23 protein-coding genes are annotated in these 24,887 nt (G+C 64.8%); 12 read left to right on the forward strand and 11 right to left on the reverse strand.

Translation table 11 applies throughout. The features are described from left to right. Positions 1 to 24 precede the first annotated feature (24 nt). From AC4CS3_RS07655 to AC4CS3_RS07670, 4 genes are all read right to left on the reverse strand, one after another. Positions 25 to 690: an RraA family protein gene (locus tag AC4CS3_RS07655; RefSeq protein WP_490782894.1), complete on the reverse strand. Its 666-nt coding sequence runs from the start codon at positions 688 to 690 to the stop codon at positions 25 to 27. Beyond that, a complete protein-coding gene (locus AC4CS3_RS07660) occupies positions 687 to 1,112 on the reverse strand; it encodes a RidA family protein (protein ID WP_490782895.1) in 426 nt (141 codons plus the stop codon). Before AC4CS3_RS07660 ends, AC4CS3_RS07655 begins: the two co-directional genes overlap by 4 nt. Then, positions 1,109 to 2,467 carry an MFS transporter gene (locus AC4CS3_RS07665; protein WP_490782896.1) on the reverse strand — a complete coding sequence of 453 codons (1,359 nt, stop codon included), beginning with the start codon at positions 2,465 to 2,467 and terminating at the stop codon, positions 1,109 to 1,111. Before AC4CS3_RS07665 ends, AC4CS3_RS07660 begins: the two co-directional genes overlap by 4 nt. Positions 2,468 to 2,625: 158 nt before the next feature. Next, a complete protein-coding gene (locus tag AC4CS3_RS07670) occupies positions 2,626 to 3,843 on the reverse strand; it encodes a PucR family transcriptional regulator (RefSeq protein WP_490782897.1) in 1,218 nt (405 codons plus the stop codon). A 152-nt stretch (positions 3,844 to 3,995) separates the two neighbouring features. Here AC4CS3_RS07670 and AC4CS3_RS07675 point away from each other — a divergent pair, with 152 nt between their 5' ends. Genes AC4CS3_RS07675 through AC4CS3_RS07695 form a run of 5 tightly spaced genes read left to right on the forward strand, consistent with a single transcriptional unit; the run spans position 3,996 to position 11,400 of the window. Continuing rightward, entirely contained in the window at positions 3,996 to 5,333 is a 1,338-nt protein-coding gene (locus AC4CS3_RS07675) for an MFS transporter (protein WP_490782898.1), read from the forward strand. After that, a complete protein-coding gene (locus AC4CS3_RS07680; protein WP_490782899.1) occupies positions 5,330 to 6,961 on the forward strand; it encodes a thiamine pyrophosphate-dependent enzyme in 1,632 nt (543 codons plus the stop codon). Before AC4CS3_RS07675 ends, AC4CS3_RS07680 begins: the two co-directional genes overlap by 4 nt. A gap of 12 nt (positions 6,962 to 6,973) precedes the next feature. Continuing rightward, positions 6,974 to 8,380, forward strand: a complete 1,407-nt coding sequence (locus tag AC4CS3_RS07685; protein WP_490782900.1) for an aldehyde dehydrogenase family protein — start codon at positions 6,974 to 6,976, stop codon at positions 8,378 to 8,380. Positions 8,381 to 8,389: 9 nt separating this feature from the next. Continuing rightward, complete coding sequence (locus tag AC4CS3_RS07690; protein WP_490782901.1) at positions 8,390 to 10,096, forward strand: amidohydrolase; 1,707 nt, start codon at positions 8,390 to 8,392, stop codon at positions 10,094 to 10,096. 44 nt (positions 10,097 to 10,140) lie between these two features. Next, the gene (locus AC4CS3_RS07695) at positions 10,141 to 11,400 is read left to right on the forward strand and encodes a M20 family metallo-hydrolase (RefSeq protein ID WP_490782902.1); all 1,260 of its coding nucleotides are present in this window, start codon (positions 10,141 to 10,143) and stop codon (positions 11,398 to 11,400) included. A 133-nt stretch (positions 11,401 to 11,533) separates the two neighbouring features. Here AC4CS3_RS07695 and AC4CS3_RS07700 read toward each other — a convergent pair whose 3' ends face one another. Then, complete coding sequence (locus AC4CS3_RS07700; protein ID WP_490782903.1) at positions 11,534 to 12,202, reverse strand: VOC family protein; 669 nt, start codon at positions 12,200 to 12,202, stop codon at positions 11,534 to 11,536. Positions 12,203 to 12,262: 60 nt separating this feature from the next. Between AC4CS3_RS07700 and AC4CS3_RS07705 the strand changes: the two genes are divergently transcribed. Next, a complete protein-coding gene (locus AC4CS3_RS07705; protein WP_490782904.1) occupies positions 12,263 to 12,865 on the forward strand; it encodes a YdeI/OmpD-associated family protein in 603 nt (200 codons plus the stop codon). Positions 12,866 to 12,875: 10 nt separating this feature from the next. Here the strand turns inward: AC4CS3_RS07705 and AC4CS3_RS07710 are convergent, their stop codons facing one another. Next, the gene (locus AC4CS3_RS07710) at positions 12,876 to 13,403 is read right to left on the reverse strand and encodes a hypothetical protein (protein WP_490782905.1); all 528 of its coding nucleotides are present in this window, start codon (positions 13,401 to 13,403) and stop codon (positions 12,876 to 12,878) included. Then, on the reverse strand, positions 13,400 to 14,611 hold the full coding sequence (locus AC4CS3_RS07715) for a glycoside hydrolase family 76 protein (protein ID WP_490782906.1): 1,212 nt from the start codon (positions 14,609 to 14,611) through the stop codon (positions 13,400 to 13,402). Before AC4CS3_RS07715 ends, AC4CS3_RS07710 begins: the two co-directional genes overlap by 4 nt. Before the next feature lie 110 nt (positions 14,612 to 14,721). Between AC4CS3_RS07715 and AC4CS3_RS07720 the strand changes: the two genes are divergently transcribed. After that, positions 14,722 to 15,513, forward strand: coding sequence for an SDR family NAD(P)-dependent oxidoreductase (locus AC4CS3_RS07720; RefSeq protein ID WP_490782907.1), 792 nt, complete (start codon positions 14,722 to 14,724; stop codon positions 15,511 to 15,513). Beyond that, on the forward strand, positions 15,510 to 16,763 hold the full coding sequence (locus tag AC4CS3_RS07725) for an acyl-CoA dehydrogenase family protein (RefSeq protein WP_490782908.1): 1,254 nt from the start codon (positions 15,510 to 15,512) through the stop codon (positions 16,761 to 16,763). Before AC4CS3_RS07720 ends, AC4CS3_RS07725 begins: the two co-directional genes overlap by 4 nt. Positions 16,764 to 16,881: 118 nt before the next feature. Here the strand turns inward: AC4CS3_RS07725 and AC4CS3_RS07730 are convergent, their stop codons facing one another. The 3 genes from AC4CS3_RS07730 to AC4CS3_RS07740 form a co-directional block, all read right to left on the reverse strand. After that, positions 16,882 to 17,214 carry an L-rhamnose mutarotase gene (locus tag AC4CS3_RS07730; RefSeq protein WP_490782909.1) on the reverse strand — a complete coding sequence of 111 codons (333 nt, stop codon included), beginning with the start codon at positions 17,212 to 17,214 and terminating at the stop codon, positions 16,882 to 16,884. Positions 17,215 to 17,281: 67 nt separating this feature from the next. Then, positions 17,282 to 18,676, reverse strand: a complete 1,395-nt coding sequence (locus AC4CS3_RS07735) for an MFS transporter (RefSeq protein ID WP_490782910.1) — start codon at positions 18,674 to 18,676, stop codon at positions 17,282 to 17,284. Between the two features lie 262 nt (positions 18,677 to 18,938). Next, complete coding sequence (locus AC4CS3_RS07740; protein WP_490782911.1) at positions 18,939 to 19,997, reverse strand: LacI family DNA-binding transcriptional regulator; 1,059 nt, start codon at positions 19,995 to 19,997, stop codon at positions 18,939 to 18,941. Between the two features lie 169 nt (positions 19,998 to 20,166). Here AC4CS3_RS07740 and AC4CS3_RS07745 point away from each other — a divergent pair, with 169 nt between their 5' ends. The 3 genes from AC4CS3_RS07745 to AC4CS3_RS07755 are packed head-to-tail and all read left to right on the forward strand — an operon-like array spanning position 20,167 to position 23,401. Beyond that, entirely contained in the window at positions 20,167 to 21,336 is a 1,170-nt protein-coding gene (locus AC4CS3_RS07745) for a Gfo/Idh/MocA family protein (RefSeq protein WP_490782912.1), read from the forward strand. Next, positions 21,336 to 22,550: a dihydrodipicolinate synthase family protein gene (locus AC4CS3_RS07750; protein WP_490782913.1), complete on the forward strand. Its 1,215-nt coding sequence runs from the start codon at positions 21,336 to 21,338 to the stop codon at positions 22,548 to 22,550. Before AC4CS3_RS07745 ends, AC4CS3_RS07750 begins: the two co-directional genes overlap by 1 nt. Beyond that, entirely contained in the window at positions 22,547 to 23,401 is an 855-nt protein-coding gene (locus tag AC4CS3_RS07755; RefSeq protein WP_490782914.1) for a sugar phosphate isomerase/epimerase family protein, read from the forward strand. The genes AC4CS3_RS07750 and AC4CS3_RS07755 overlap by 4 nt, the downstream gene beginning before the upstream one ends. A 48-nt stretch (positions 23,402 to 23,449) precedes the next feature. On the opposite strand, the gene AC4CS3_RS07760 is transcribed toward AC4CS3_RS07755, so the two are convergent. Beyond that, the gene (locus AC4CS3_RS07760) at positions 23,450 to 24,253 is read right to left on the reverse strand and encodes a helix-turn-helix domain-containing protein (protein WP_490782915.1); all 804 of its coding nucleotides are present in this window, start codon (positions 24,251 to 24,253) and stop codon (positions 23,450 to 23,452) included. A gap of 69 nt (positions 24,254 to 24,322) precedes the next feature. Between AC4CS3_RS07760 and AC4CS3_RS07765 the strand changes: the two genes are divergently transcribed. After that, entirely contained in the window at positions 24,323 to 24,838 is a 516-nt protein-coding gene (locus AC4CS3_RS07765; RefSeq protein ID WP_441428459.1) for a VOC family protein, read from the forward strand. Positions 24,839 to 24,887 lie beyond the last annotated feature (49 nt).

Consider the following 24,887-nt stretch of genomic DNA (forward strand, 5'->3'; position numbering starts at 1 on the left):
CCATGCCGTTCCATGCCGTACGAATCAGACAGCCAGGATTGCGTCGAGCGATTCTCCTGCAGCGATGCGTGCCAGGATTGCCGGTTCGGCGGCATCCGAGGCCGTGGCCCGGTCGACGACGGCGCTGGCGGCTTCCGCGCTCAGCACCAGAACGCCGTTGCTGTCCGCGAGCACCAAGTCGCCCGGGTTGACCATGATGCCGCCACACTCGACCGGTACGTTCACGGCCGAACCCGTGCCGTAAACGCGCTTCGTGGTGAGGGACGACGTGCCGCGGGCAAAGACGGGGATCGCAGTCGCCCGCAGTTCGCGCAGATCGGTCGCCACACCATCCACGACGACGCCGGCAGCGCCTTGCGCTTTCGCCGCGGCGGCCGTGACGGCCCCCACGGGGGCGTGACGGTGGTCGCCGGACATGTCCACCACCAGCACGCTGCCCGGGGTCAGGGCGAGCAGCGCGCGGTTCATGGCGATGGCGTCATTGTCGACGATCCGGACGGTGACGGCCGGGCCGGCGATCTTGACGGCGTCGAGCCCTTCGCCCGTCAGCGAGGAGTCCAGCAATGATTGGATGGCCGGATCGACAAATCCGTCCTCCAGGAAGTGTCCGATAGTGGGGTAGCCGACCTGAGCAAGCCGGGCCAACAGGCCTGCCGAGGACACGAGCTCAGCCGTGGAAGCCCCGCTCATGCGAGCACCGCCACGCATTCGATCTCGAGGGACACTCCCCAGAGGCTCACGCACACGGAAGTGCGCGCGGGCTTCGCCGAGCCGAAGTACTCCGTGTAGACGCGGTTGTACTCCTCGAGTTGGTCCTGGCTGGTCAAGTACGTGTTGACCTTGACCACGTGCGCCAGGCTGGAACCGGCTGCTTCCAGTACCGTACGCAGGTTTTCGATGGTCTGCCGGACTTGTCCTTCGAAGGTCTCCGGTTGGTCATCCAGGCCCGTGATGGCCGGGATCTGGCCGGAGGTGAACACGAAACCGTTGGCGATGACCGCGTGGGAGAACGGTCCGACGGCGGCTGCCTGGCCGGGGATCTCGGCGAGCCGCGTGATGGTGGCCGGGTTTGTGGTGTTCCCGGCCGGGTTCGTCGCCAGGGAATCGCTCATTTCGCGGCCGCTTCCACTGCATCCACGGGGGCCTCGTCAACGGCGTCGATGTTGCCGTGACGGGTTTCCGTCAGGACGAACAGCGCCGTCAGGGAGATCAAGGCCGCGGCTGTGATGTACCAGGCAATGGAGGAGCTCTGGTGCGTCAGGCCGAGGAGCCACGTGGTGATGAACGGGGTCGCGGCGCTGCCGAGGAGACCCGAGAGCATGTAGGCCACGGACAATCCCGAGTAGCGGACCTTGGAACCGAAGAGTTCGGCCAGGAACGTGGCGATGGGACCGTAGTTGGCTGCGAATGCCGTCATCATTCCGAGGTACGCGACGAACAACAAGGGTACTGACTTGGTGTCCATGAGCCAGAACATCGGGAAGGCGAACAACGCCTCAGCGGCCACCCCGGCGTAGATGATCGGCTTGCGGCCGTACTTGTCCGAGAGCTTCCCGAAGAAGGGGATGAGCACAAAGCACAGCGCGCAGGAAGCCAAGACAACCCAGAGCATGAGGCTCTCCGAGTGGCCGAGGTCCTTCTTGCCGTAGGAAACGCCGGAAGCAACCAACAGGGTGAAGGTGCTGCCGGTAGAGAGGGTGGCGATGCCGCCGAGGACAACTTGTTTCCAGTACTTGGCCATGAGGGCGGCAAAGGGCATTTTCGCCTTGGCGCCGGCGGTCTTGACTGCCTGGAACGACGGGGTTTCCTCGATGTGGAGACGGATGTAAATGCCGACAGCCACCAGCAGGCAGGAGGCCAGGAACGGGATGCGCCAACCCCAGCTGAGCAGCGCGTCAGAGCTGACGGTGGAAGCGACAATCAGGAACGCGACATTGGCGATCAAGGTGCCTGCAGGAACGCCAACCTGAACGAGGGAACCGTAGAAGCCACGGCGGGCGGAAGGAGCATGCTCAACAGTCATGAGTACCGCGCCGCCCCACTCGCCGCCCAACGCCAGGCCTTGGATGACGCGCAACAGAAGCAGCAACAGCGGCGCCATGATGCCGATGCTGTTGTAGTCAGGCAGCAAGCCGATGGCGAAAGTTGCCGCTCCCATGGTCAGCAAAGAGATCAGAAGCATGGATTTGCGGCCGAGCCGGTCACCGAAGTGGCCGAAGATGATGGCGCCCACCATGCGGGCAATGTAGGCGGAGGCAAACGTGCCGAAGGCCAGCATGGTGCCGACGATCGGGTCGAAGCTGGGGAAGAAGATCTTGTTGAAGACCAAGGCGGACGCTGTTCCGAACACGAACAGGTCGTACCACTCGACTGTGGTGCCGATGACGCTGGCGAGGGCGATTTTGCGCATCTTGGCCAGGTCAAGCCTGGCTGCGGACACGGAGGCGGTATCTACCGTTTGGGCCATGAGAAGCTCCAGATGAGTGTGGGGGCGAGTGCCCGGGTGAGGATGCAGATAACTATCCTGTGTTGCGTACCACACTTCAATGGCTGAATTTCCAGCAAAAAACGGCAGAAAATGTGTGTTCACACAATGGCTGCTTTCCTTTGTAGTACGCCCCAGCCTCAGGCCCAGGCCACCACCAGCCGGGCCGCTTGCGCCGGCACGGCCAGATCGATGCCCGTGAGCTCCTGGAAGCGGTTGATCCGGTTGAGGATGGTGTTCCGGTGGCAAAACAGTTCCTGCGCCGTGGTGGTGATGTTGCCCGTGTGCAGGAAATGGCGCACGGTCTCGGTCAGCCGCTCGCGCTCGCCGTCGCGGCATTCCGAGAGGGCGGATTCAAGATCGGCCCAGAGGTCCAGGCCCGCATCCTGGAGTTGCTGCTTCGCGAGCCGGGCCCACGCTGCTGCGGCCGTCAATGGGCCTCGGTCCGCGGGCTGGAGCAGCAAAGCGAGGCGCTCTGCCGTGCGTGCTGCCGAGGGCAGAGCGCGCAGGCCGGAAAATCCCTCGACATAACCGCAGGGTATTCCGGTGATGGGGGCTGGAATGTAGGCAGGTCCTTCGTCTTGCCGGCCTGCGCCGCCGGACCCTGCGCCATGGGCCCGTGCCAACGCCCAGAAGACGTACGTGCTGCCGCCGAATTCGTGGACGTAGAGCCGTTGGGACGGTTGGAGCCAGCCCCCTTGGGTGGCAATAGTCCGCAGTTTGGAGGCTGCCTCGCCGCTTGCCGCCACGATGGAAAACCTTGCTTCCGGGTCCGTGACCAGGGCCGCCGCGGCCTGGCTGATGGTGTCTGCCGATAGCTCGGACTTGCTGAACAGCCGGGCGATGAACTCCCGGCGGATGTTTGATTCCTCCTGGGCCATGCGGACCCGCTCGCTTGAATAGCTGGAATGGGTTTGGGTGGCAAACTCATCCACCACGCGCCACACCTGGTCTACATGGGACGTCAGGAGCACGGCATCCTCCGCATCGGAGATTTGCAGGAGATCTGCCCACAGAATGCTGAAATCGAGGCGCACAGCTGAAATCAGGGCCTCGGGCGAGATTCCGGCACGCGCCCGTTTGGCACCCAGTTCTGAAGAAAAACGCGCCAGCGAATCCTGGCTGCCATGGGAGTTTGAATGGCGGAACCTCTCGTCCCGCAGTCCGTCGATGAGGCGCCGGAAAGTTTCACGTGCTGTGCTCTGCAATTCCGGCAAGCTCACCCTGTTGTCGGCATATTCGGGGATCTCCTGGACGCGCGTCACGAAGAGCTCGACAAGTTCCTCCAGCCGCCCGTGCAGGCCTTCCACGAGCTCTCCCCAGCGTGCGGCGTCACCAGCCCTCTCTGCATTGTGCATTCACACATTCTACGGCCGATTTTCCGTGGCACGGAGCTAGTTTTTTTGGGCGGATCTACTGGCACTATGGGAGTAGTCACTGCCGAGTGAGGCCAATCACAAATGGCAGTTCCCCGGTTTTTACGGCATCGTTCGAATCTTTTGGAGTAATCATGGCCAGCAGCGCAGGCAGCGCCCCCACGCATCTGACTCCCGGGATGCCTCGCACAGTCGATGAGAGGGTCACCAGGAAGGTCGCCCTCGCCGCCCTCGTAGGCACAGCGCTGGAGTGGTACGACTTCTTCCTCTTCACCACCGCGGCCGCACTCGTGTTCAACGCCCAGTTTTTCGTCTCGCAGGATCCATTCGTGGCGGCAATGGGCTCCTTCGCCACCCTCGCCGTCGGGTTCGTCGCGCGTCCCATCGGTGGATTCATCTTCGGCGCCCTCGGCGACAAGGTAGGCCGCAAGAAGATACTCATGGTCACCATCGTCGGAATCGGCGTCGTCACCGGCCTGATCGGCCTGCTTCCGAACTACATGACCATCGGGCTCGCGGCACCCATCCTTCTGGTGGCCCTGCGGATCGTCCAGGGCCTCGCCGTCGGTGGCGAATGGAGCGGCGCAGTGATCATCGCCGTCGAAAACGCCCCGGTTGCCAAGCGCGCCCGCTACGCGGCGCTGCCGCAGATCGGCTCTCCGATCGGCACCATCCTCTCCTCCGGAGGCTTCTTCGGCATGCTCTTCCTGGTGGGTCAGAGCAACTTCGACGCGTGGGGTTGGCGCATCCCTTTCATCGCAGCCATCCCGCTCCTGGCCATCTCCATGTGGATCCGCAGCAGGCTCAGCGAGTCGCCCGAATTCGAAGCCCTCATGGAATCCGGCGAGACAGAGCATGCCCCCATTCGCGGCGTGCTGAAGAACAGCTGGCGCCAGATCCTGGTGGGCATGTGCTCGGCACTGCTCGGCATCGGCGGCTTCTACCTCATCACGAGCTTCGTGGTCTTCTATGGCACCAAGGTCCTGAAACTCCCGTCCGAACTGCTTCTCCTGGGCACCCTCCTCGCGGCCGCACTCGAAATCGGGGCCCTGGTCTGGGCCGGCAGAATGGGCGAAAAGTTCGGTGCCAGCAAAGTCATCTTGTGGGGCGGCGTGGCCTCGGCCATCATTGCGGTCCCTGTTTTCCTTGCCATTGACAGCCGCAACCCCGTCCTGGTGATCGTCGGCATGATGATCGGCGTCGCCGTCCTCTCCATCCCGTACGCCGTCTCGGGCACGGCGCTGACGGCCCTGTTCGCCACCAAGGTCCGGTACACCGGCGTCGCCATCACTTCCAATACAGCGGGCGTCATCTCCGGCTTCGTGCCCCTGATCGCCACGGCGCTGGTGGCCGCCAACGGCAACTCGTATTGGCCGGGCGCCATCATTCTCCTGATTGTTTCCGTACTGACCGCCCTGTCCGGCATCTTCCTGCCCGGCCTGAGCATCAAAGAAGAAGGAATGAAGCATTGAGCACCACTACAGCAGGCCACCTCATCGTCGAGCAGCTTGAACGCGCAGGCATCAAGCGGGTCTACGGCGTCCCCGGCGAGAGCTACCTGGACGTTCTGGACGGACTCCACGACTCCTCGATCGAGACCATCGTGACCCGCCACGAAGGCGGAGCGGGTTTCATGGCGCTGGCCGAGGGCCGCCTCACGGAACTCCCCGGCATCGCCATGGTGACGCGCGGCCCCGGCGCCGCCAACGCGTTCATCGCCATCCATACGGCACACCAGGACGCGACGCCCATGATCCTGTTCGTGGGCCTCATCCCCGTGGCGGACCGCGGCCGTGAATCTTTCCAGGAATTCGACATCAACGCCTGGTTCGGCAGCACCGCCAAGAAAGTCGTGACTCTCGACGACGCCGCTTCCGCCGCCCGCGTGGTGGACGACGCGATCTTTGCCGCCCTGAGCGGACGCCCAGGCCCTGTCGTGATCGGCTTGCCCGAGGATGTGCTGGTGCACACCATCAACGAAGGCACCGTGGAGCCGCGACGGGTTTCCCGTCCCGGGCCCGCTGCCGCGGACCTGGCCGAGCTGGAAACGCGTCTCGCCGCGGCCAATAAACCGCTCATCGTGGTGGGTGGCGAGGCTTGGACACAGGAATCCGGGGACGCGCTGGCCGCCTGGGCGGCACGCCACAGCATCCCGGTCGTAGCCGATTTCCGCGCCTACGACGCCGTCCCGCACTGCAGCGAGTCCTACGCCGGTTTCTTGGGCTACGGCCGCAGCGACGCCACCGCGGCGCTTCTGGACGACTCCGATCTGCTCGTTTTCCTTGGCTGTGTCCGCGGCGACGTCCTCTCGGATGGCTACACCCGAGGCCTCAAGGCCGCCACCGTCGTGATCAATCCGGACCCGGAACTCCTCGGCCACTTCGGCCGGGTGGACCAGCACCTTACCGCAGACGTCTCGGCGTTTTCTCTCGCCATCGCGGACACAGGCTCTGCCGTGCGGCCCGCCGCCGGCTGGTTCCAGGATGCCCGGGCAAATTACCTCAAGTTCTCCTCGGCCCAACCCGACGGGGTCCACGGAGCGGACACAAACACAGTGGATCTCGGCGTCGTGATGGAGATCCTCAAACAAGAGATGGACGACGACGCCGTCCTCACCTTCGGCGCGGGCAACCACGCCCTGTGGCCGGCCCGCTACCTGAAGCACAACAGCGCCAACTCCCTGGCCGCTCCGCGCAACGGAGCCATGGGCATGGGAATCCCGGCAGCCGTTGCGGCCTCACTGGCATACCCCGGCCGCCAGGTCATCTCGGTGGCCGGCGACGGTTGTTTCATGATGAACGGCCAGGAAATCGCGACGGCCATGGGCCACGGCGCACAGTTCATTGTGTTGGTGGTGGACAACGGCATCTTCGCCACCATCCGCGAGCACCAGGAAGCCCACTACCCGGGCCGCCCGTCCGGCACGCACATGACCAATCCGGACTTCGCGGCCCTGGCCCGCTCCTACGGAGGCTACGGCGAGCGCGTGGACAGGGCGGAGGACTTCGCTGCGGCGTTCCGCCGCGCGGTCGACTCCGGCCTCCCGGCCGTGTTGCACCTCCCGCAGGACCCCACCACCCGTTCCCCCAAGAGCAACTGACTGGAGCCCCACGTGATTACGCTCAAGAACATCATCAACGGCCAAGCAGTGGACGCCCCGGCGAGCCTGCCCTTCTTCGATCCCCGGACAGGCATCCAGATCGGCACGGCCCCGGATAGTGACGCAGCCGCCGTCGACCTCGCCTTCCAGTCCGCCGCCGCCGCTTTCAAGAGCTACAAGCGCACGACGCCGGGCGAGCGCCAGGCGCTCCTGTTGCAGCTCGCTGACCTCATCGAAGCCAACGTGGACCGGCTCCTGGACGCAGAAGTGGCGTGCACGGGCAAGCCGCGGGCCGTGACCCGCGAACTGGAGATCCTGCGCGGCGCCGACCAATTGCGCTTCTTCGCCGGAGCTTGCCGCGTCGTGTCCGGCACTGCGTCCATAGAGTACGTGCAGGGCTTCACGTCCACCATCCGACGCGAACCGCTGGGTGTGGTCGCGCAGATTACTCCGTGGAACTACCCGTTCATGATGGCAATCTGGAAGATCGGGCCGGCTTTGGCGTCGGGAAACACCTTGGTTTTGAAGCCCGCGGACACCACCCCTTGGTCCACCGTGATCCTGGGCGAGCTGGCCCAGGAGGTCTACCCGGCCGGAGTCGTGAACATCGTCTGCGGAGGCCGCGAGGCGGGTGCCGCCATGGTGGACCACGAAATCCCCGAGATGGTGTCCATCACGGGGTCCACCAGGGCGGGCGCACAGGTCATGTCCGCTGCGTCCAAGACGCTGAAGGATGTCCACTTGGAGCTTGGCGGCAAAGCGCCTGCGATCGTTTTCGCCGACGTCGATATCGCCCGCACAGCGCAGGAAATTGCCCTGAGCGCGTTCTTCAACGCGGGCCAGGACTGCACTGCCGTGACCCGGGTGCTCGTTCACGCGGACATCCACGCGGAGTTCGCCGAGGCCCTCGGCGCTGCGGCCGCCGCGCTGACCCTCGGGGATGACGCCTCGGACCTCGGGCCGCTGAACAGTGCAGCGCAGCTTGCGCGCGTAGAGGGCTTCATGACCAGGCTTCCGGCCAACGCCACTGTGCTGTCGGGCGGCAAGCGCACCGGCGCGGGGTACTACTTCGAACCGACAGTGATCGACGGCGTCTTCCAGACTGACGAGGTGGTGTGCGACGAGATCTTCGGCCCCGTGGTCACGGTCCAGCCTTTCTCCACCGAAGAAGAGGCGCTTGAGCTGGCCAACGGGACGAAGTACGCCCTGGCCTCCAGCGTTTGGTCCAACAACCACGGCGTGGTCACCCGGGTGTCCAATGAGCTGGACTTCGGCGCCGTGTGGATCAATTGCCATCAGGTCATTCCGGCCGAGGCGCCGCATGGTGGCTTCAAGCACTCGGGCACGGGCAAGGACCTCTCCGTCTTCGGGCTGGAGGACTACACCCGGATCAAGTCCGTCACAACTTCGCACCGCTAGGCCATTGGTATGAAACTCGACCTGCTCCTCCGCAACGCGGACATCATCACGATGGACCCGGACAGGCCCAGCGCACGGTCCCTGGGTATCTGGCGGGGCCTCGTGGTGGGACTCGATGAAGACCTGGATGACCTCGCGGCCGCTGACGTCCTGGACCTTGGCGGCGCCACCGTCACGCCCGGCTTCATTGACGCACATTGCCACACCACGTGGTTCGGGCTGGGCCTGGCCGAGCTGGATGTGTCCAAGGCGCGGGGCCTGGAGGAGTTGTATGGGCTGCTGCGGGGCGCCATGGCCGGCGACGGCAGCGACGCAGGCGCAGGCCACGGGGCTGGCGCAGGCCACGGGGCTGGCGCCTGGCTCATGGCCACGGGCTTCAGCCAGCAGCGGCACGGCGGCGAGTTCCCGGACATCCGTGAACTTGACCGGATCACGGGGGAGCGGCCGCTGTTCATGCGGCACAACTCCGGTCACATGGCCGTGGTAAACACAGCCGCGCTGCGGTTGGCAGGTGCCGAGTCGCCGTCGTGCTCAGATCCCGACGGCGGCGTGATCGTCCGCGACGCGGCGGGGAGGCCCACTGGGCTTGTCCAGGAAACGGCGCAGGAATTGATCCAGCAGCTGATCCTGCCGTATTCGATCAGCGAGATCGAGGCGGCCTTGGAGCGGGCCACGCGGCACTACGCCTCCGAGGGCATCACGAGCTTCACCGAAGCGGGCGTGGGTGGCGGGTGGATCGGCCACAGCCCGGTGGAGCTAGCCGCTTACCAGCGGGCCGCGGCCAACGGTAAGCTCCATGCGCGCGCTCAGGTGATGCCGGTGCTGGACGTTTTGCGCCTGCTTGGTGGCCATGCCGACGACGGTTCCGGCGCGGCTGGCCTGGATTTGGGCATCACGAGCGGATTCGGCAACGAGTACCTCTCCCTAGGCCCGGCCAAGGTCTTCCTCGACGGCTCGCTCATGGGTGAAACCGCCGCGGTCAGTCATGAGTACTGCAGCCACGGGCAGAAGGACAACACGGGCAACACGGGCTACTTCCAAACCGAACCCGCCTTGCTGCGGGAGCGGATCGAGGCCGCCTACGCTTCCGGATGGTCGATTGCGGCCCACGCCATCGGAGACCGGGCCGTGGACTTGGCGATCGATATTCTTGCGGATTGCGACGCCACGTACGGCCCGCGCACTATGCCGAACCGGATCGAACACGCCTCCATGACCAGGCCGGAACAGCTCGGGCGGCTCGCTGCGGCGGGGATCGCAGTGACGCCTCAGTCCAGCTTCTTCCATGAGGGCGGCGACGGCATGTCGGCGTCACTCGGTCCGGAGCGACTGCCCTGGGCCTACCGCGCGTCGTCGTTCTTGTCCGCTGGGGTGACCTTGGCAGGGAGCTCCGACCGTCCCGTCGCGGACGGCAAGGTCCTCCGCGGCATGCAAGCCTTCGTAGACCGGAGGACATCCTCCGGCGCGGTGTTCGGCAACCCGGCGGAGCGGCTTTCCCCGTACGAGGCACTAGCCGCTTACACCACGGGGGCGGCCGCGGCCACAGGGATGTCGGCCGTAAAGGGCTCTTTGGCCCCGGGCAAGCTTGCCGACTTCACCGTCCTGTCCGGCTCGCCGCTTGACGCCGGCAATATTGCAGAGCTGCACGTGCTCGCGACAGCCGTCGGCGGCCGTTTCACCCACAACACTTTGACCGCGCTTCAACACAGTTCATAGATTCAGCACTCTTCTTAGATCGAACACAGTTCATAGGGGAACCAATGACGTCCACCACCAGCTTCACTGCCCAAGACACCGCATTCGTCCAGGACTTCCACACCATGAGCGCTTTCGGCGCCACTGCTAACGGCGGTGTGGACCGGCAGGCTGCCAGCCAGCCCGACGGCGAACAGCGCCACTGGCTCACCAGCTTGTTGGAAGCCCGGGGCTTCACCGTCCGTTTTGACCAGGTCGGCAACCAGTGGGGACTTTATGAGGCCGTGCCGGGAGCTCCGTTCGTTGTGGTTGGCTCGCACATGGATTCCCAGCCGACCGCGGGACGTTATGACGGTGCCTACGGTGTCCTGGCCGCCGCGCATGCGGCCTTCCGGCTGGTTGACCAGTGGAACGCGCCCGGAGCTGAAGCACCCAAGTTCAATATCGCCGTCGTGAACTGGTTCAACGAGGAAGGCAGCCGCTTCAAGCCGTCCATGATGGGGTCTTCCGTGTACACCGGCAAGCTCCCGCTGGACACGGCGCTGGCCACCACGGATGCTGCCGGAATTACTGTGCAGGACGCCCTGGACGCCATTGCTTGCCGTGGTTCCTTCGAAGGACCCAAGGCGGTGTACTGCGCCGAGATCCACATCGAACAAGGCCGCAGCATGGAACGGGAAGGCATCACGATTGGCCTGGTGTCCTCCAACTGGGCAGCCAACAAGTACGAATTCGTGGTCCACGGCGAGCAGGCACACACAGGCTCCACAGTCATCGCGGACCGCAAGGACGCCCTCCTGGGAGCCTCGATGCTGGTGGTGGCCGCCCGGGACATCGCCAACCGCTTCCCCGGAGTGCTCCACACCTCGGTGGGGCAGTTGAACGTCTACCCAAACTCGCCCGTCGTTGTGCCATCCCGGGTCAGCCTGCTGCTGGACCTGCGCAGTGCCGACGAATCCGTCCTCGCCCAGGCCGATGCCCTGCTGCACGAGCGCATTGCGGAAATCGAGGCGCTTGCCAACGTTTCCGTGGAACAGCACCATTCGCACTCGTGGCCGGTCACTCCTTACCAGCCCGAGGGCGTGGAACTCGCCGCCAAGGTTGCCGCCGACCTGGGGCTGTCCAACAAGGAAGTCATGACCTTGGCCGGGCACGATTCCACCAATATGAAGGACATCGTTCCCACGGTGATGCTCTTTGTTCCCAGCGTGGACGGGATCTCCCACAATGAGCACGAATACACCAAGGACGAGGACATCGTAGCGGGCCTGGCGATGCTCACTGAAGTGGTCAACAGGCTCTGCAACGGAGCGCTGGAGGACTAGCCAAACGCCCGCTCGCGTATGTGGCCAAAATCGGGATCCCGCGCTCAGATGATCTGAGCGAGCGTTGGGGGAAAGACCGATATAGGTGAGCGAGCGTTGGCGGAAAGGCGCATATAAGTGAGCGGGCGTTTGGTTAGAGGGTCCCAGTCACACTGATGGATCCGCCGCGCGGCGCCTGGACCAAGAGGCGCGATCCGGTCCGGGCTGCCTTGAGTCCGGCGGCGGCGAGCCGGGCTTCCAGGGCAGCCAGGTCGCCGTCGTACTCGAAAGCGAGGCCTCCCGCAGCCGTCTCCGGAGACTGCTGGACCAAAAGGATGCCGCCGTTCTTCGTGCTGAAATCCGCGAAGTCCGCGGACGCATGCCTCGGTCGCGCGCCGATGTTGTGCAAATCCGACGCGGCCCCCGGTACATCGGGCGTGAGCCAGGTCCCGACGACGGCGAGCCCCGGATCCGCTTCCGGGCTGGTCGTGCGGCTGCTCGCCTTGTCGGCGAGGAAGGTGAAGCCGTCCCGGGCGGTAATGCGCACAGCCTGGCCGTGATCGGCGTCGAACAGTTCGGCGCGGGTCCCGTCCGCTACAGTGCGCCGGGCGAACTCGGCCAAATCCCCGACCTCGACGCCGAACACGGTAGTGCCGTCGTCGAGCGAGCCCGCGGAAGCACGGTGCATGGCCACCCGGCCCGAGCCGGCGTCTAACTCCACCCAATCGCCGTCGTCCTCCACGCACACGAGGCCTAGCGCCGCAAGAAGGTGCTTCCAGCCGGCGACGTCGGACGTGAACTGGATGGGTCGTACGCGCAGCATGGATCCTCCGCAGAAGTCAGTGGGCTTTCGCCACAGCCTAGCTGGCACCAGAATGGGGCCATGGCTGTTGAACTTGAAGAATTGATCGTCAAAGACGCTGCCGAATGGCGGTCCTGGCTCGAAGAGAACGGCGCCGATAGCCCTGGCGTGTGGCTCGTGCTGCACAAGAAGGGCGGCAACGTGACGGAACTCGATTACGCCGCTGCCTTGGATGAGGCCCTTTGTTTCGGTTGGATCGACGGCCAAGGCAGAAGGCGCGACGACGAAAGCGTCTTCCAGCGTATGACCCGTCGCGGCCCCAAAAGCCCATGGTCCAAACGGAACGTGGGGCACATTGCCCGTTTGGAAGCTGAAGGCAAGATGACCCCGGCCGGATGGGCCGCCGTCGACAGCGCCAAGGCGGACGGGCGTTGGGAAGCCGCCTACGTGGGCCAAGCGGACGCGGAAGTCCCGGAGGACCTCGCAGCCGCCATCGCCGCAGTTCCCGAGGCCCAGGCGATGTTCGATGTGCTGACCGCGGTCAACCGCTATTCCCTGATCTACCGCACCAACTCGGTGAAGAAGGCGGAAACGCGGGCCAGGAAGATCGCTGGCTTTGTCGAGATGTTGGCGCGGCAGGAGGCACCGTATCCGCAGAAGAAAAAACCTGCGGTGGCGGAGTAACCGCGGGGATCTACTTGGGCTTCCCGGGCTTTTCGGGCTTCTCTCGGGATAGAGCGACGATCCAGCCTGGAGTGTCTTCCCCGAGACGCTGGTCCAGCACGACCCTGGCCTTGGCTGCGGCGATCTGGACCTTGCGGTCTTCAGCGCTCACCGAATCGGGACGCTGCGAGGGGGCGACGGCGCGGGTTTCGGATGCTGTGGCAGCTGCCAGGAGCTCATCCTCTGTGCCGACTTTGAGGAGGGCGAGTTCCTCCCGTGACGCGAGTTCGCTTTGGCCCAGAATCTCGATGGCTTTCTGGCCCATTTCGGCCTGCGAGCGGCTGCGGGACAGGGATGCGTCCAGCGCCCATTGAGCGCGACGCCACCATTCGGACCTGTTATCCGCCCGCGCCTTCTGCCGCAGCGACAGGAGGCCTACGATCGCGGCAACGATCGCCGCGACAAGGACAGCGAGCGGGCTGAGCGCTCCAAGGATCTGCCACCATTCCGCCGGCGGAGCCACCACGGTGACGGGTAGCGGACTCGGGATCGGGTTCACAGCTCCAGACTAGGCCCCGGCCCTGACAATTGCCGGACGCGCGCGGCGGCTTCGAGCACCATCCACGCCTGCAGTTGCGTGGAGAGTTCGACGGCGGTGGCCGCCGGATACGTCTGGGAGGCCGGACGCTGTGGTTCCGTCGAGAAGACGAGCCAGCCGTCGTCGTCGTACTTTCCGGACGTCCCGTGGGCAGCGTCGGTGCGCACAGTCCGCCCCGCCCAGACCGCCTCCGCGGTGTCGAGCACGAGATGCCCGGCGGTAATGCGGGTAACGGAGGGCAACCGCGGGTCCCCGGCGGCGAGGGCCAGGTAACGGACGAGGATTCCAGTGAAGAGTCCGCCGTCGCCGGTGCCTTCGCCGCGAAGAACGAGCCTCCCCGCCCCGTCAGGCGGACCGGGGACCGTCAGATGTTCAGCCACCGAGCCCACCAACGCGGCTGCGCGGGCCAGGTTCGCATCTCCACCCAACTCCAACAAGGCGCCGAGGACAGGACCCTGGTTGTAGGTGTAGATGTCTTCCGCGAGGACGAGCTTGCCCTCCTTGATCCAAGCGCCGTCGAGGTACAGGCCGCGGGTGGGTTCGAAGAGCATGGCATCGAGCCAGTCCAGGAGCCCTTGGGCCCGCTCCTGCTTGCCGGTCCGGGCGAAGTGCAGGGCCACCGGCGCTGTGGCCGGGGTGTTCTTGAAATCGCGTTTGGTGCTCCAGAAGATGCCGCCACCCATGTGTTCAGTGGAGGCCGACTCGAATTGCTGAGAGAGGTTTTCCTGCAGCCGGGCGTTGCGTCGGCGGCCGGGCTGGTGCGCCTTTTCGGCCAAGACCTCCAAACGCAGGACGGCGAGGGCGAGCCACGCCATGTCGTCGTAGTAGCTGTTGACGTAGCGCAGGAAGTTGCGCAAGCGGATGGTGCTGACCAGGCGTGAAGCGAGCCGGCCCGCGCTCGGGTGATCCCCGCCGTCGAACCTTGATCCCGAGGCCAGTTCGCGCAACCCCGCGTCAACCAGGCAATCGACGTAGTGCGCCTGCCACCAGTAGTTCAACGGCTGATCCGGAAAACTGCGGGACGGCCGGACCGACGCCGCGAGGTGGGTTCCGGGAAGGAAAAGGAGGCGCCGCCCGAAATGCCGGGTCACCGAACGTGCGGCGTGGTCGGCTCGCGCGGCCCAATCCGGTGTTCCGGAGGTGCGCTGCGGCGTGTCGGGAGCGGACATGGTGACAGCCTAACGCCGCGCGCTTGGCCGCAGGCCCCTCCCCAGTGCACAATCAAAGTGATTCAGTTAACATTCATTAACGGATTTTGGTTCTGCATCGAGGAGGATGGATGGACATCAAGGGCGCAGTTGCGTTGATAACCGGCGGGGCTTCGGGACTGGGGGCCGCAACCGCGAGGCGATTGCTCGACGCCGGAGCATCGGTGGTGCTGCTTGACCTCCATTCCTCTCCCGGCGAGTCCCTCGCTGCCGAACTCAATGCCTCGGGAGCCGACGGCAGGGCCGTGTTCGTTCCCGCCGACGTCACCAACGAAGAACAAGTGCAGGCCGCCGTCGACGCTGCCGTCGCGCTGGGTCCGCTCCGGATCCTGGTCAACTGTGCCGGCGTGGCAACCCCGGGCAAGGTGCTCGGCAAAGACGGCGTGCTGCCGCTGGAGAACTTCAACAGGGTCATCCAGATCAACCTCGTTGGCACCTTCAACGTGATCCGCCTGGCCGCCGCCGCGATGGCCCAAAACGAACCTGCGTCCACCGAGCTCGGTGGCGAGGAACGCGGCGTCATCATCAACACGGCCTCCGTGGCGGCTTTCGATGGGCAGATCGGGCAGCCTGCGTATGCCGCGTCCAAGGGAGCCGTGGCCGCGATGACGTTGCCCCTGGCCCGTGAATTTGCGCGCTCGCTGGTACGGGTCATGGCCATTGCACCGGGCATCTTCGAAACACCCATGCTGGCCGGCTTGCCCCAGGATGCACAGCTCTCCCTCGGCCAGCAGGTACCGCACCCGGCACGTCTTGGCCGCCCCGCCGAGTACGCCAACCTCGTGGCGCACATCGTGGAAAACGCCATGCTCAACGGCGAAACCATCCGCCTCGACGGCGCGATCCGGATGGCACCGAAGTGAGCCAGGTGCACAAGCTGGCGGCCGCCGTCGAGCACCCGGCTGGTTCCCTGCCTTCGGCGGATTTTTTCGATTTCGAGTCCCTCCTCAGCGTCCAGGAACAGCGCAAACTCGACGAGCTCCGGGAGTTCCTGGCCACGGAGATCGCGCCGTATGCCAAGGATTGGTGGGACAAGGCCGAGTTCCCGGCGCACATCCTGCCCAAGCTCGCAGCGCTTCGCCTAAGCACCCCCACGCACCGCGGCTACAGCAACCTGTTCGCAGGGCTGGTGATCGCCGAAATGACCCGCGTGGACACCTCCATCGCCACGTTCTTCATGGTTCACCACGACCTCTTCATCGAGGCGCTCTACGAGTTCGGCTCCAAAGACCAGCAGGACCGCTACCTCGACGACGCCTCCAACCTCCGGACGACCGGTGCGTTTGCTCTCACGGAACCGGATCACGGTTCCGACGTGGCCGGCGGCTTGCAGACGGTGGCCCGCCGGGTCACCGGAGGAGCCGACGACGGCGGCGACTACTGGGTGCTGAACGGCGCCAAGCGCTGGATCGGCAACGGGACGTTTTGCGACCACATGCTGGTCTGGGCACGGGACGAGGCTAACGGCGCCGTCCGAGGCTTCATCGTGGATGCCACGTTGCCCGGCGTGACGCGGACCAAGATCGAGAACAAGATCGCCCTGCGCACCGTGCAAAACGCCGACATTGTCCTCAAAGACGTGCGGATTGCCGAGGCGGATCGTTTCGCCGGGATCAACAGCTTCGCCGACACCAACCACCTGCTGCGCGGATCCAGGCTCATGGTGGCCTGGCAGGCTGTGGGGCAGCAGTTGGCGGCGTTCGACGTCGCCCGGAAGTACGCGCTTGAACGCCGGCAGTTCGGCCGACCCCTGGCGAAGTTCCAGCTCATCCAGCAGCAATTGGTGGACATGCTCGGAAATGCCGTGGCCAGCATGGGCATGATGGTGCGGATCGCCCAGCTGCAGGAAGATATCTACACTGACAGCAAGGGTGTGCGGCACGGCGGAGCCCAAATGGCCCAGGTGGCCCTGGCCAAGGCGTACTGCAGCGCCCGGATGCGCGAAACCGTGGCGATGGGCCGGTCCATCCTGGGCGGGAACGGCATCGTGACCGATTACCGGATGGCCAAAATCTTTGCCGATGCCGAGGCGATCTACACGTACGAAGGATCGTTCGAGATCAACTCGCTCATCGTGGGCCGGGCCGTGACAGGGGTCTCCGCGATCGTTTGAGGGGTTTTCCGGGACCTCGCTTGTGACGGCGACGCAGGGCGCCATTCCGGGGCTCGTTTCCCAGGCCGGAGCTTGAAGCGCGGCGATGGGAAACAAGCCCCGGTTTGAGCGTGAGGCCTCAGTCCATGGACAGCTGGTCCTCGAGATTGAAGATTTCCGTGAGTTGGACGAATCCTTGGTCCGGCGCCAGTGCGTGGTCTTCGAACAGCAGTGCCATTTCTGCCTGCCAACGGGCATTCACATCAGTCAGGGCCATGCGGGCTCGTGCCGCATCGAAATCGTCGCATTCCACGTATCCCACTAGCAGCCCGTCGTCGGCGAGGAACAACGAATAGTTGTTCCAGCCGGCCGCCTTGAGTTCACGGAGCATCTCGGGCCATACGGCCGCATGACGGCGTCGATATTCGGGAATCTGGCTGGGTTTGACCGAGGAACGGAAGCAGACGCGCATGTGGGTTCTCCTCCTACTGTGAATCGTTTCATTCGAAGGCCGCGATTCGCTGCCTTGATCGCTCAGCTTACCGGGTGCCGTTCCTGAGTCGGCGGTATTCCTCGCGGGGAACCGGCGTCGCGTCCGGCGTGCCCAGCTGATTGAGGGGGATGCGGTACGTTTCCCGGGCCGACCAGGCGGCCACGGCTCCGATGATGCAGATTCCGAAGCAGATGGACCCGATGATGAGCGGTACGTTCGCGGACCCCGGCGGGGCGATCGCCGCGAAGATACTCGGAAGGAACGCGGTGATGACGAGGCCGATGTTCTGCGAGATGGCGAATCCCGTGACTCGGGTGCGGGCGGGGAAGAGTTCCTGGAAGTAGCTGGCGAACGTTGCATTCCAGACTTGGTAGAGCGTGCCCCACATGAGGATCGAGAGGATGATGGTGAGCAGTACGTTGTTCTGGCTGACTGCGTACAGGTAGGCGTAGGCCAGCACGCCGGAGCTCAATGAGCCGAAGATCATCAACGGCCTGCGGCCGAAACGGTCCGACAGATCTCCGAACAAGGGGATGAGGGCCAGTGCGACGACGTTGGCCAAGACCGGGATCCAGAGGTAGACGGTGGTGCTCATGCCGACGCCGTAGCCCGGCTGGGTGGCGTAAGCCGCACCGAACACTGCCACGGTGACGCCGACGACGTTGACCAGGGTCATGCAGATTGCGCGAACCACGTCGAGACCGCTTTCGCGCAGCACGCGGACGATCGGCATCTTCGGGATCTCTTGGTGCGCCTTTTCTTCGGTGAAGATGGGGGTTTCTTCGACCCGGCGGCGGATCATATACCCGGCGAACACCACAAGGGCGCTGAGGAGGAACGGAATGCGCCAGCCCCAGGATTTGAACGATTCACTGGAGAGCATGGCAGAGAGTGGGAGGAAGACCGCGGCGGCGATGATCTGCCCGGCCTGGGTGCCCTGGAGAGCGAAGCTTGCGTAGAAGCCCCGGCGGCCGAAAGGTGCGTGCTCCACGATCATGGCGCTGGCACCGCTCAGTTCGCCGGCCACCGCGAAGCCTTGGATGAGGCGGACGGCAACCAGCAGGACGGGTGCCAAGACGCCGACCTGGCCGTAGGTGGGCAATAATGCGACGGCGAAGGTCGACGCACCCATCATCAACATGGCCAAGACCAGAACGTTCTTGCGGCCATGTTTGTCGCCCCACTGTCCTAGGACGAATGCGCCGATGGGGCGGGCCACATAGCCCACGGCGTAGGTGCCAAGCGAAGCGATCAGCGCAACGGTCGGGTTTCCCGCGGGGAAGAAGACGCCGGGAAACACCAGCGCGGCGGCCTGTGCATAGATGAACCAGTCGTAGTACTCAAGGGCGCTACCGATCCAGCCGCTGGCTGTCGCTTTCCTCGTGGTGCTGGACTGTCGCGGTTCGATTGAACTTCGCTGCCTGCTCGCGTCGATCTTCATATTGTCCTCCTTTGGACAAGTCGTTGGGGCCACTGGAAGGGCCTTCCCGCCTTTGGGTGTGGTTTCCAGTAGGAGTGCAGCGCCATCGCAAGAATCGGAGTGAACTTCCGCTTGGTATGCGCTTTCCCATTTGGTAAGCGCTTTCCATAAGACACCCGCACAGCCCCGCTGTCAAGGTTAAGTTGTTGCGCCGGTCACACTGGCGGGACCTATCGGCCTGGCATGATCGGGTCATCGGTAGAGCCGCCGCGAACCCAGGGAACTAGGGCGAACTCGTGCTCCTGCGGAGGGTGACGCTCCCCGCGACGGCGGCCGGACCGCCGTCGTCGTCGTTGGAAAGGGCCGCCATGGTTGCCAGCCGTCCGATTTCCTCCAGTGGCAGGCTTACGGTGGAGAGCGCCGGCCGGAAGTCCCGGAGCCATTCGATGTCGTCGAACCCTGCGAGGCTGGCGTCGTGGGGGACTCTGAGCCCCTGGTCCCGCAACGCGGCGGCCACGCCGATAGCCATGACATCGTTCGTGCCGAAAATGCACAATTGTTGATCCGGCCCCGATCGGTCGGACGCCTTGATCTGCCAGGCCAGTTCAATGCCGGCGTCGAAACCGCCGTTCCGGTTGAACGCGACGTGCACAACATCCGCGGCGGGCTGGCCGGCGTCGGACAAGCCTCGTTGGAATCCCAGGACGCGCTCATCCGAAGTGGTCAGCCCCTCCGGCCCGGCCACAATGACGAACGGCCCTTTGTGGGTGCGCGCCAATTCGCGCGCTAGATCCCGCGCAAGTTGCTCGTTAGGGACGGCGATGGTGCGGTAGTTTGCCGTTTCGGCGACGCCTAGAATCGCTTGCCCGACGACGCCCACGCGCCCGCCGTTGCGGCAGTAACGGTCCAATTCGGCGGCTAGCTCGGCGTTCGCGCGGGCGTCTTCGGAACGTGTTGAACGCGATCCTGCAATGACGATCGACTCGGCCCGCCGTGCAGCGAAGGCGGCGACAGCTTCCTTCTCCTCGGCGGGTGTGCCGTTGGTGGTGGCGAGCAGGACCATGCGGCGCTCCTGCCGCGCGGCGGCCTGGACGCCTTGCGCTATGGCGGAAAAATATGGGTCCGCGATGTCGTGCACGATCAGGCCAATGAGCCCCGTGCTCGATTTCGCCAGGGCCTGGGCTTGGGCATTCGCGATGTAGCCGAGGGTGTCGGCCGCCTGCCGGACGCGCTCGGCGATCTCCGGTGCGGGTGTCCTGACGGAACCATTGAGCACCCGTGAGGCCGTCGCCGGGGAGACGCCGGCCAGTTTGGCCACTTCGGACAGCGTGCTTGCAGTCACGGACAACTCCTCTTCAAAAGCCTCAGCCTCGGCACTTTCAGCAACATCCGATTATTGCAGTCCTGACTAGCCCTGGGAAAGCGATTGCCAGACCTCGAGCTGCGTGTCATCATGAATGCATTGGGAATGCGCTTTCCCACCTAATTATTTTCCACCTGAAGAAGGACTCATGGGCTACGAAACAAAGACGATCCGAATCGCCATGAACGGCATCACCGGCCGGATGGGCTACCGCCAGCACCTGCTGCGTTCCATCCTCCCCATCCGGGACGCCGGGGGCTTCACCTTGGCGGACGGCACGCGCGTCCAGGTCGAACCGATCCTGGTGGGCCGCAACGAGGCGAAGATCCGCGAACTCGCCGAACTCCACAAGGTTTCCGAATGGTCCACCGACCTCGACGCGGTCATCAACGACCCCACGGTCGACGTCGTTTTCGATGCGTCAATGACCAGCCTCCGTGCTGCGACGCTGAAGAAGGCCATGCGCGCCGGGAAGCATATTTTCACTGAAAAGCCGACAGCGGAGACGCTGGAAGAGGCAATCGAACTGGCCCGTATCGGCAAGGAATCCGGCGTGACGGCGGGCGTGGTGCACGACAAGCTGTACCTGCCGGGCCTGGTCAAGCTGCGCCGGCTCGTGGATGAGGGTTTCTTCGGCCGGATCCTCTCGATCCGCGGCGAGTTCGGCTACTGGGTGTTTGAAGGCGACGTCCAGTCAGCGCAGCGGCCATCTTGGAACTACCGCAAGGAAGACGGCGGCGGCATGACAACGGACATGTTCTGCCACTGGAACTACGTCCTTGAAGGCATCATCGGCAAGGTCAAGAGCGTCAACGCCAAGATCGCCACCCACATCCCGACCCGCTGGGACGAGCAGGGCAAGGAATACAAGGCCACGGCCGACGACGCCTCCTACGGCATCTTTGAGCTTGAGACCCCGGGCGGAGACGACGTCGTCGGCCAGATCAACTCCTCGTGGGCCGTCCGTGTCTACCGCGACGAACTCGTGGAGTTCCAGATCGACGGCACGCACGGCTCCGCCGTCGCGGGCTTGAACAAGTGCGTTGCGCAGCAGCGCGCCCACACGCCGAAGCCGGTCTGGAACCCGGACTTGCCCGTCACGGAGTCCTTCCGCAGCCAGTGGCAGGAAGTCCCTGCCAACGCCGATCTGGACAACGGCTTCAAGCTGCAGTGGGAAGAATTCCTGCGCGACGTCATCGCCGGCCGGGAACACCGCTTCGGGCTCCTTTCCGCCGCCCGCGGCGTGCAGCTCGCCGAACTCGGGCTGCAGTCTTCGGCCGAGCGCCGCACCATCGATATCCCGGAGATCGTGCTCTGATGACTTCCCTTCTCCTTCCAAACCACGACGGCGGGACCCGCCTCTACAAGGTGCAGCCGGCCACGTCGTGGTCCAGGCCGACGGCACCGCTGACGTCCCGGCGCGCCTACGCCGCGGCGCACGTCATCCCCGAAACGACGGCCGACAACACCCCGGGCGCCCCGGCGCACTTGGACTGGGACACCACGATGGCGTACCGGCACGAGCTGTGGTCCTACGGCCTGGGCGTTGCCGATGCCATGGACACCGCCCAGCGCGGCATGGGCCTGGACTGGGCCTCGACGCAGCAGCTCATCAAGCGAACCGGCGTCGAAGCGGCCTCCGTGGTGGCGTCCGGCAACGCAGCCACCGCCGGCAAGAGCGTCCGGGACCTCGTCTCCTGCGGCGCCGGGACAGACCAGCTGGACCTGGACTCTGTTCCCGAGGGTCCCTCCGGTATCAAGGCCGTGCTGGACGCGTACCGCGAGCAGATCGCCGTCGTGAGTGAAGCCGGGCCGAAGGTCATCATCATGGCGTCCCGGGCGCTGGCTAAAGTGGCTGCAAGCCCCGAGGACTACCTTCACGTCTACTCCACGCTCCTCAGCGACGTGGACCAACCCGTCATCCTGCACTGGCTCGGGACGATGTTCGACCCTGCACTGGCCGGCTACTGGGGCTCGGACGACGTCGCCGAGGCAACAGAGACCTTCCTTGGCCTCATCCGCGATCACGCGGACAAAGTGGATGGCGTGAAAGTCTCGCTGCTGGACGCTTCGCATGAAGTTGCCCTGCGCGCGGCCCTGCCGGAAGGCGTCCGCCTCTACACCGGCGACGATTTCAACTACCCGGAACTCATCGACGGCGACGGCGCCCACCACTCGGACGCGCTGCTGGGCATCTTCGCCGCGATCTACCCCGCCGCCTCGGTAGCGTTGCAGAAGTACGACGCCGGCGACGCTGCGGACGCGCGGGCCATCCTGGACTCCACCCGCGAACTTGGCAAGCACATCTTCAGCGCCCCCACGTTCTACTACAAGACCGGGATCGCCTTCATGTCGTGGCTCAACGGCAAGCAGCCCGGATTCCAGATGGTCGGCGGGCTGCATTCCGGCCGCTCCGTGGTCCACCTGGCGCGCACCTTCGAACTCGCCGACCAAGCCGGGCTCCTGCGCGATCCAGCGCTGGCCGCCTTCCGGATGTCCGATTACCTCCGCATCAACGGAGTGGGCGCATGAGCGACTTTTCACGGCTGTCACTGAACAGGCTTTCCTTGAACACTGCCACCACCAAAAAATGGACCCTCGCCGAAGCCGTGGACGGTTGCGTCCGGGCCGGAATTCCTGCGATCGGACCGTGGCGGGACATCGTTGCCGACACCGGCCTGGAGAAGGCCGCCAAGCTGATCCAGGACGCCGGACTTCGCGTCTCATCCCTCTGCCGGGGCGGTTTCCTCACAGCGGCCGACGCCGAAGGGCAGGCGGCTGCGCTGGCGGACAACCGCGCGGCCATCCTGGAAGCCGTGGCGCTCGATACGCAGGAGCTGTTCCTGGTGGTCGGCGGGCTCGCGCCCGGGGAGAAGGACATCGTCGCAGCCCGCCAGCGCGTTGCCGATCGCCTCGAGGACCTGGTGCCCTTCGCCGTCGAACACGGGGTCCGGCTGGTGCTCGAACCGCTGCACCCGATGTACGCCGCGGACCGGGCCCTCATCTCGACGCTGGGCCAGGCACTCGACCTCGCCGCACCGTACGACGCGAAGGCGGTCGGCGTCGCCGTCGACACCTTCCACGTGTGGTGGGATCCGGAACTGAAGCAGCAGATCCAGCGGGCCGGCCGGGAAGACCGGATCGCCTCCTACCAAGTGTGCGACTTCAACCTACCCATCGCAGCCGACGCCCTGCTCTCCCGCGGCATGATGGGCGACGGCGTGATCGACTTCGCGACCATCGGCACCTGGGTGCGCGACGCCGGCTACACGGGCGACATCGAAGTGGAGATCTTCAACCAGGACATCTGGGATGCCGACGGCGATTCGGTCCTGGAAACTATGAAGCAGCGCTACGCGGAACTCGTGCTTCCGTACGCCTAAAGGCTCGGCGCGATCCCGATGACCAAATGGCCGGGAGCATCGCGGGCCTTATTCGAGAGGAGGGCGATTCGATGCAGCGTTGCGGTACGCGCCGGGCGTGAGCCCTAGGACGGTGCGGAAGTCGTTGGCGAGATGCGCTTGGTCCGAGTAGCCAAAGTCGGCCGCAACGGTTGCGATGTCGGAGTCCGGGTCGTTCCGGAGACGCTCTGAGGCTTCCTGTATTCGCCGACGACGGATCATGGCAGCGGGCGAGAGGCCGACGTAACGTACAGCGAGCCGCTGTGCTGTTCGTGCAGAAACTCCTAGACGCCCGGCTACATCATCCAAGCGCACTATCGTCGAATCAGTGTCTATGAGGTCGGCCATCATGTTCGCACGCAAACCTTCCGCGCCCGGAGTCGGCACGTTCTCAACGAACCAGCTCGTGAACGCTTCGGCAGCCCGGAGATGCCGGCCGCTTGCATCCTCGGATCCCGTCATTGCGCGGACGACCGCGGCATGGACGTCCGGGAAGTGTACCGGCCCGTATGCATCTCGATGTGCTGCGGGGGCGGCCGTGAAGTGCGGGACGGCAGCGGGCCTTAGCAGGGCGCCGACAGTCCATCCTCGACCCGTGAGGTCACGGGTGGAGCGACGGCTTGTCGGTCCCGCGAAACCGACAAACGCTGGCTCCACGGTGAGATTTGACGCGGGGAACGAAATCAATTGTTGGCGCGACGTGCATCCTGGTGCGATGTCCCACTCAGCGATCCAGAACCACCGCACCAATGAGGAGATCCGGTCCGAGGAGGGCAGCCGGGAGAACCGTGGCAGGCTCGCGGGATAGAGAATTCCGCGTGAATCGCCGGTCATACTGCGGCATTCATGAAGTTGTCGCGAATCTTCAAGCCCCGCATTGCGCCGTCCTTTTATCGTGAAGACATGTCCGAAAAAACTGAGAAAACCGCCGCTGCACACGGCGATCACACGTCCCACGGTATCCCGCATGGTTCGACCAGCCTGACGCCGTTCCTCGTTGTACCGAACGCCCCCGCGGCGATCGTTTTCTATCGCGATGTGTTCGGCGCACGCATCGTCGACGTGACGGAAATCAATGCCGTCGTTGTTCACGCCGTCCTCGATTTCGGCGACGGTCGGCTCCAGATTGGTGAACCGGCCGTCGACTACCATCTCGTACCTCCTCCTGCTGGCGACGATGACTGCTGCTCGATGGGTTTCTATTGCAATGACGTCGACGGCGTCGTCGAGCGGGCCGAGGCGGCTGGCGCTACTATCCGCGAGCCGTTGATGACTTTCGTGTCCGGGGATCGGTTCTGCAGCATTCGTGATCCGTTCGGTATCCGCTGGACCATCATGACCCGAGTCGAGGACCTCTCCGATGAGGAAAGTGCTCGCCGGGTCGCCGAGTGGGCTAAAGAACAGACCCCCTCGTCCTGACGGGAGCTCCGTCGGCGCAGCCGCTGTCGCTAAGCTGCACTCAAGTTTT

This window comes from Arthrobacter sp. SE2 (genome assembly GCF_058244265.1).